The 7,432-nt window shown below is 67.4% G+C and carries 6 protein-coding genes; 3 read left to right on the forward strand and 3 right to left on the reverse strand.

Annotated features, from left to right (window positions below):
• Positions 1-406: 406 nt before the first annotated feature.
• The gene (locus tag AO501_RS08915; protein ID WP_308207277.1) at positions 407-1,657 is read right to left on the reverse strand and encodes a helix-turn-helix domain-containing protein; all 1,251 of its coding nucleotides are present in this window, start codon (positions 1,655-1,657) and stop codon (positions 407-409) included.
• Positions 1,611-1,952, reverse strand: coding sequence for a putative quinol monooxygenase (locus AO501_RS08920; RefSeq protein ID WP_231752410.1), 342 nt, complete (start codon positions 1,950-1,952; stop codon positions 1,611-1,613). The genes AO501_RS08915 and AO501_RS08920 overlap by 47 nt, the downstream gene beginning before the upstream one ends.
• Before the next feature lie 290 nt (positions 1,953-2,242).
• On the opposite strand from AO501_RS08920, the gene AO501_RS08925 reads away from it, so the two are divergent.
• From AO501_RS08925 to AO501_RS08935, 3 genes are all read left to right on the forward strand, one after another.
• The gene (locus AO501_RS08925) at positions 2,243-2,584 is read left to right on the forward strand and encodes a hypothetical protein (protein ID WP_055577389.1); all 342 of its coding nucleotides are present in this window, start codon (positions 2,243-2,245) and stop codon (positions 2,582-2,584) included.
• A 99-nt stretch (positions 2,585-2,683) separates the two neighbouring features.
• Entirely contained in the window at positions 2,684-4,132 is a 1,449-nt protein-coding gene (locus tag AO501_RS08930) for an FtsK/SpoIIIE domain-containing protein (RefSeq protein WP_055577390.1), read from the forward strand.
• Between the two features lie 23 nt (positions 4,133-4,155).
• Positions 4,156-5,766 carry a replication initiator gene (locus AO501_RS08935; protein WP_055577392.1) on the forward strand — a complete coding sequence of 537 codons (1,611 nt, stop codon included), beginning with the start codon at positions 4,156-4,158 and terminating at the stop codon, positions 5,764-5,766.
• A 196-nt stretch (positions 5,767-5,962) separates the two neighbouring features.
• Here the strand turns inward: AO501_RS08935 and AO501_RS08940 are convergent, their stop codons facing one another.
• Positions 5,963-7,402, reverse strand: coding sequence for a recombinase family protein (locus AO501_RS08940; protein WP_174900777.1), 1,440 nt, complete (start codon positions 7,400-7,402; stop codon positions 5,963-5,965).
• Between the last annotated feature and the right edge of the window lie 30 nt (positions 7,403-7,432).

Below are 7,432 nucleotides of genomic sequence, written 5' to 3' on the forward strand. Positions count from 1 at the left end.
CCTTGATAGCAGTAAGGAAACTCCTCACCGCCGAGGTCAGACATCGTTGTCAGGAGTTGGTCGTGACCTGATCTGCGGCAGCGATGGCGACTCGACGGCTGCGCTTGCTGGCGCCATGCGCACTGTCGTCACTGCCCGTTGTCTGGACTAGGGAAGTTCTCCCACGGCTCACCGGTGGGCTGGTCTCGGTGACGGGTGGCGGACGCAGGGCGCAGTGGAGCGACCGGCGCGGACGGGAGCGCTAGCGGACGGAAGCAGAGGGAGCGCAGCGGAGCCCGGAGGTAGCCGCCCGCAGGGCAGGCACGATCAGCTCGGGTAGGCGGTGAGCTGTGGAGCAGTGCTGCGATGGCCGAGGCGGCGGGCACGCAGCGGCCGTGTCGGGGTGGGCGGGAGCGGGCGCTTAGCGTTAGCCGTAGAGGCGTTGGCGGAGTTCGCGTAGGCCGGTTAGGCGTGGGCGTCGGTTGAGGGCTTCGATGTCGTCGATGAGTTCGGCGACGCGGGGTGATTCGGCGAGTTCTTCGGCGGCGATCTGTTCGGCTTTGATCAGGGCCAGCAGTGCGCCGCGCCCGGAGCGGGTCAGCAGGTGGGCGCGGGCGATGTCAATGAGGTAGCGGGCTTGGCGTTCGGGGGAGAGTTGTTCGGGGTGGCGGACGTGGGCGGCGCGGTCGAGGGCTTGTTGTCCGTTGCCGAGTTCGACCGCGACCCCGACGGCGTGCATGGCCACGTTGGTGGGTCCGAATTCGGTGTCGTGGTGGTTGTGGTCGGCGCCCAGGACGGCGGCGAGCCGGCGTGCCACGATCAGGCATTGTTCGGCGGAATCGGTGTTGGCGTCGCGGGCGTGCAGGATCGCCAGCAGCAGCGCGCTGGAGCCCACGAGTGAGATCAGGCTGTGATCGCCGCCGGCGATGATGGCTTCGTGGCGTCGGGTGGCTTGGGTTAAGACGTGGCGGGCCAGTGCTTGTTCGCTCGAGTCGAGCAGGGTGCGGGCCATGCGCAGTTGACCGGCCAGGATCAGGGCGGGGTCGTGGGTGCGTTCGGCGGCGGCGATGGCGCGGTCGGCGGCCACCCATCCCGCACCTCGGTCGCCGACTTTGACCAGCATCGCCGCGGCGGCTTGATAGGTCTGGGCCAGCAGCGAAAGAAGTTCGGGGCGTTGAGTTTTCGCCGCGGTTCGGCTGGCATTCTCTAGCTCACCGATGAGGGCGGCGATGGCTGGCCCCATGTCGCGGTAGGCGCTGGCATGGATGCGCTCCCAGATATGCAGGGTGCGCTGCCGCAGAGATTCCACATCGCAGGGTGGCCCATCGGCTACCGGTGTGATGATGCTGTCGGGAGCGGGGTGACCGGCGATGGCCAGACGAAGCCGCTCCACGTAGGGCCGGTTGCGGGCGGTCTCGGTGTCGGGTCCCAGGGCGGCCTCGATGAGCTCCTGTAACGGCGCGCCCAGCACCGCGGCCAGCCGTTGTATGACGGTGAGGTCGACCAGTCGTAGTTCGCCGCGTTCGGTCTGGGAGACCCAGCTGGCCGATTTGTGCATGTGGTCGCCGAGGCGCTCCCGTGACCAGTTCTTTGCTTCTCGGTAGGTACGAACCAGGTCCCCGGCTGTGGGGTCAGCGCGGGGCACCGTCGCCTCGAAGGGGCTGCCCGTTGATCGCACCGGCAACGGGGGTAAGGGTCCACACCTCGGGTGGGCCGGCCAGATGCTGGGTCCGCTCGGCCAGGAACCGGCGGGTGTGTGGCGCGGCTTCGTGCGCGTGGAAAGCGTCGTGGCTTCGGTAGCACTCGTAGAACACCCGCACGCTGGCCTCGCCGGCCTGGGTGTGGCTGGCATAGATGATCGTGTCGGGTTCCTCGGTAGTGATCGCGGCTAATGTGTCGGCGACGAGTGCGTCGAAGGCGTCCTCGTGTCCCGCGCGAAGACTGAACCTGACCAGCAGTGCGAACAATGTCACCCCCAACGTGCGACACCGCTGTGGCGCGCTGTTGTCGTTCTCGTGTGCGCGGTTGTCGCACACCCTACCCGGCTGCCTCGGTGGCGGCGTTGAGAAGACCCGCAGGCACCGGCCGGGGGCGGCGTCAACCGCGAATCCGCATGCGACGGTGCGGCCGGCGCACAGTTTTGCACAGCCGCGCTGTGTGTTTTGGTCCTCCGTTCTCGACCTTGGCTGGTGCCGGGCTGCACTGGGTGGCGCGTCCAACAACACCGTTGGGCCGCTCACCCGAGAAGGCAGGACACACCATCATGAAGCTACGAATCGAGACCACCGGCGTGACGTTCCTTTGCACCCGGATTCCCGAGCAGCGCACCAATTTCGACACCGGCGCCCCACGGATCGACAAGGCGACCGGGCAGGCGTTGTGGCAGGTCCAGCTGATCGCCCTGGACGCCACCGGCGGCGAGGTGCTGGCCGTCACCGTGGTCGGCGAACCGAAAGTCACTGTCGGCCAACCCGTTGCGGTGTCGGGTCTGGTGGCGTTGCCCTGGTCGCAGGACGGCCGCTCGGGCATCGCGTATCGCGCCGAAACCATCACCGCCGCCGATCCGGGCGCGGTCGCCGCGAAGGCGGGCCAGCAGACCCGGTAATCGAGGTCTGGCCCGACAGCACCCGCATGAGCGCGGTGCGGCTGTCGGGCCGGCCTCCCCGGCAACACCCCAACCCGTCGCAATGGAAAGCGTGCCCTCATGTCGAACACCTCAAACCGTAACAACCGCAACGATAATCAAGCATCTGATGACGACTGGATCGGCGAGCTGATCTGGGGACTGGTCAAAGCCGCCGGGCAGCTGCTGTGGTGGGCAATCCTGTTCCCCACGCTCAGCGTCCCGGTCATCCTGACGATCTGGGTCGCCATCGCCCACGGCCCCCGCGCGGGCCTACTGACCGCCGCCCTGGCCGGCGCCGCCTTTATCGGCTGGGCCGTGCTGGAGCCGTCCTCGTTCACCGCGTGGGTGACCGCCCCGGTACGGCAGCGCTGGCTGTCGTGGTGGCGCTACCGCCGCACCTGGGCCTCGGTGTGCACCCTGCACGGTGTGACCGCCCGGCTCGGTGAACGCAGCCTGGTGCCAGTCTTGCAATCGGTGCGGATCGGCAATCACACCGACGTTCTCACCTTGCGGGTGGTGGCCGGCCAGTCGATCAACGACTGGCAAAAGCGCGCTCCGGCGCTGGCGGCGGCATGGCGGGCCGACCGGCTCACGATCCGCGCCACCACCCCCGGCGAGCTGCGCATCATCATCGGTCGCAGCGACGTGCTGGCCCAACCCATCGCCCTGCCCATGCCGACCCGGGCAACCACAGTCGACCTGGCCGCGGTGCGGGTCGGAATCACCGAGATGCGGACCTGGTGGCAGCTACCCGTGTTGGGACGGCACATCCTGATCGCCGGTGCCACCGGAGCCGGGAAGGGCTCGGTGCTGTGGTCGCTGATCGCCGGACTGGCGCCCCAGGTCGCGACAGGGCGGGTGCGGTTATGCGTGATCGACCCCAAAGGCGGCATGGAACTGGGCGCCGGCGCCCGGATGTTCTCTCAGTTCTGCCACCACACCGGCCAACCCACGATCGAATTGCTGCGCGGGATGGTGGGGTTGATGCAGACGCGGGCCAACCGGCTGCGCGGACACACCCGCCTGCACACCCCCACCCCGGCCGCGCCGTTGATCGTGGTCGTCATCGACGAGATCGCCGCCCTGACCGCCTACCTCACCGACCGCAAACTGCGCACCGAAACCGAACAGCTGCTGGGCCTGCTGCTCTCCCAGGGCCGCGCGGTCGGGATTTCGGTGGTCGCCGCCGTGCAAGACCCGGCCAAAGACACCCTGCCGGTGCGGCAGCTGTTCACCGTGCGGATCGGGCTCCGCATGACCGAAGCCACCCAAACCGCGATGGTCCTGGGCCAAGGAGCCCGCGATGCCGGCGCCGAATGCGACCTCATCGCCGATGCCACCCCCGGTGTCGGGTATGTGATGATCGACGGTACCGCCGACCCGATCCGGGTACGGGCGTTTCACGTCACCGACCACGACATCAGCAGCCTGGCCCGAACCTTTCCCGCACCCCGCCCCCGCACACCAGGCACCGCGCAAAACACCACCCCTGGCACTGGCCACCGTGACAATCAGGGGCAGCGGTGACCACCGCCGTGGCGGACAACCCGATGATCGTGTTGCCGGGGCTACCAACCACCGCCGATGCCGGGCCGGTGATCACCCAGATGCTGCGCCGCGCATCCTCGCCCGGTTTCGGGCCGTGGTGGCGCCGCGCCGAATCCGTCGGGTTTTGCGCCCACCCAATCCAACTGTCCGGTGCCGACACTGTTGGGCGTCGGCACACCGTGTGGACACGCTGCAACAACCGCCGCGCGTCGGTGTGCCCGTCATGCTCAGACCTGTATGCCCGCGATACCTGGCAACTTGTACACGCCGGAGCCGCCGGCGGCCACCACGACGTACCCGTTGAGGTCGGCAACCGTCCGCAAGTGTTCGCCACACTGACCGCGCCCAGCTACGGGGCGGTGCACAAAGCCACCGGCACACCCTGCCACCCTCGCCATGGTGCCAGCTCAGCCAGCCGGTGCGTGCACGGAAACCAGTTGCGGTGCAACATAATCCACAGCATCGATGACCCGACCGTGGGCCAGCCGTTGTGCCGGGACTGCTACGACTACCTCGGGCATGTCTTGTTCACCTGGCATCTGCCCGAGCTGTGGCGCCGGTTCACCATCGCACTACGACGCGCCGTGGCGACACATCTGGAAGTCGTTGGGGTCAAGCCCGGCTCAGTGCGGGTCAGTTTCGTCAAAGTTGTTGAACTGCAAGCCCGCGCCATTCCTCACATCCACGCCCTGATCCGCCTCGACCCACCAGCCGACAACGACACCACCGGATCAGGGGACGACAACCGTTACGGCCCCGCCGCCCCTCGGGGTGGTGGGGAGTCCCGTCCGGTAGCCGACCAGCACACCGGCTGGTCGTCACCGATCACCGCCGCCGAGCTGGCCGCCTTGATCCAACACGCTGCCGGTCGCGTCAGCATCGACGTACCCGCCCGCGTCGACGATTACCCCAACCAGGGCGGGGTGCGCACGGTGCGGTTCGGCACCCAAATTGACACCCAAGCGTTGGAACTCGAAACTATCACGGCTACAAGCGATTCCGTGATAACGGGAACCGCACCCATCGCATCGTCGCGGCTTTCGCCGCGTCGGGTCGCGGCGTATCTGGCGAAATACGTCACCAAATCCCTGCAAGACTTCGGGATCACCGCGCGCCGGCTGTCCGCCGAGGCGATCAGCGAGCTGGCCGTCAGCGAGCATGTGCGGGCCATCCTGTCCACCATCGCCGAACTCGCCGAACACACAGCGTCCGCGGGTCCGTCGTTAGCGGGGATTGGGCGCTGGCTGCACACCCTGGGCTACCGCGGCCACATCACCACCAAATCCCGGCACTACTCCACAACCATGGGCGCCCTGCGCGCCGCTCGCGCCACCTGGACCCGTAACCAGATAGCCAAACATTCAGGGCGGCAGAATGATACGCAATCCGCCCATTTCGCTGACGACGTGACGGCGAGCACAGGCAGGCGGCAGCAACCGATCGATACCGATGAGATGCTGTGGGAGTTCGACCGCGCGGGACACACCAGCGCCGGGGACCGCGTTCTGGTCATCTCCGCAGCGCTGCGCCATATCGGCGCCCGCATTACCGGTATCACCGAATCCCGGACTGTCTCCACCCGCATCCCGCCGCCACCACGCGGGACAGGGTGATGGCCACGACGCCCGCGGGCGGCGCTGCCAACAACCACGATGCCGGCGCGGTCCCGCTGCACGAGCGCCCGGAGTTCATCGCGTGGCTGACCGCATCGTGTGAACGCCAGAACCTGGCAGTCACCGTGACCGATCCGACCGTCATCGAACGCGTCGCGATCCTGGTCGGGGCGACACGCCCGCAGCGGCCAGCGCGTCATACCCGCCAGACTGGGGCCACTCGGTCGATATCCAGGCGGCGCGAACCGGGGGTGCCCGGTGCGATGACGGCGTGATCGAGCACGGCTTTGACGATGGCCTGTTGGCGACCCAGGTCCAGATCAGCCCACCCGCTGCGCAGTATCTCGCCAGTGCCGGCCAGCTCGTAGACGGCGGTGGTGTCGGTCGCTGCAGCAATATCACGGCGCGCCGCGATGATGCGCTCGGTGATCGGATCACGCGCCGCGATCCACTCCCGCGCAGTAATGGCGCCATCGGCATACAGCCCCGCCAGCTCATCCAGACGTTCCTGATCCGCGTCGACCTGGGCGGCCAACGCGGCAACATCGGCATCAGCGGTGGTTTTGCCCGCCAGCGCGTCGGCCAACTGCGGTGAATCCAGCCGCGCCATGACGGCCTCGGCGAGCAATTCCTCGACCGGGGCGGCGACCACCGTCAACCGGCCACACCCACCATGATCCGGCCCTTTGAGGCACACGTAGCGGCGTACGCGATTCTGCGGATTGCTGTGCCGGGCTTGGGAATACAATCGGTTGCCGCAGCGCCCGCAGCGCAACATCCCCGACAACAGGTAGGTTCGTGCGGTGCGGGATTTGGTCACGGAGCGTGCCGCCATCCGCGCCAACACCCGATCACGGTCTGCTGGGGTGATGATGGCGGGCCATACCGCCGCACCGATCACCTCCCCGCGGTGCTCCCGCAACCCGGCGACGCGGCCCGAGGACAATACCTGGCGCACCGCGGTGGTCTGCCACGATGTCGCGACGCTCGGGGCGATCTGCGATTCGTTGAGCCAGATGGTCAACGACCGCAGCGATTGGCCCGCCAGGTATCGGTCCACCATTTGGCGGATCACGGTGGCCTCTGATTCGCGCACGGTGATCTTGTCGGCTTCATACCCGAACGGGCGCGCTGAGCCATGCGGCAACCCGGCCTCGGCGTTCTGCAACATCTTGCGGCGGATACGGGCCGACTTGCGGCCGGACTCCTTGGCGGCGAACGCCGCGAAAATCCGCGCCATGAACAACCCATCATCATTACCGAGGTCGATATCGGCGGTCACCGTGGCCACATCGCGCACCCCCACCGACTCGCACAACGTGACGAACTCCTCCAACTCCACCGGACGCCGATGCAGCCGATCCAAGTTGTAGACGATCACCGCATCACGATCACCCGAGCCCAGGTCTGCCAGCATCCGCGCATACTGCTGGCGGGGCTTGCCGGAAAACGCCGACACATCGTTGTCCACGTATTCGCCACCGACCGGCCACCCCCGGTCAGCGGCGAGCTTGCGGCAATCCTCCAACTGCCGGGCCACCCCCAACCCAGTGCCCTCCGCATCCGAGGAAATCCGGGCATAAATCGCCGCCGACCCCACCCCGACACTCTGACCAGCAGATTTCTTCGCAGACATGAGGGTAGTTTAACAACTTATGACCTTGCC

Source organism: Mycobacterium gordonae, from assembly GCF_001417955.2.
GTDB lineage: Bacteria > Actinomycetota > Actinomycetes > Mycobacteriales > Mycobacteriaceae > Mycobacterium > Mycobacterium gordonae_B.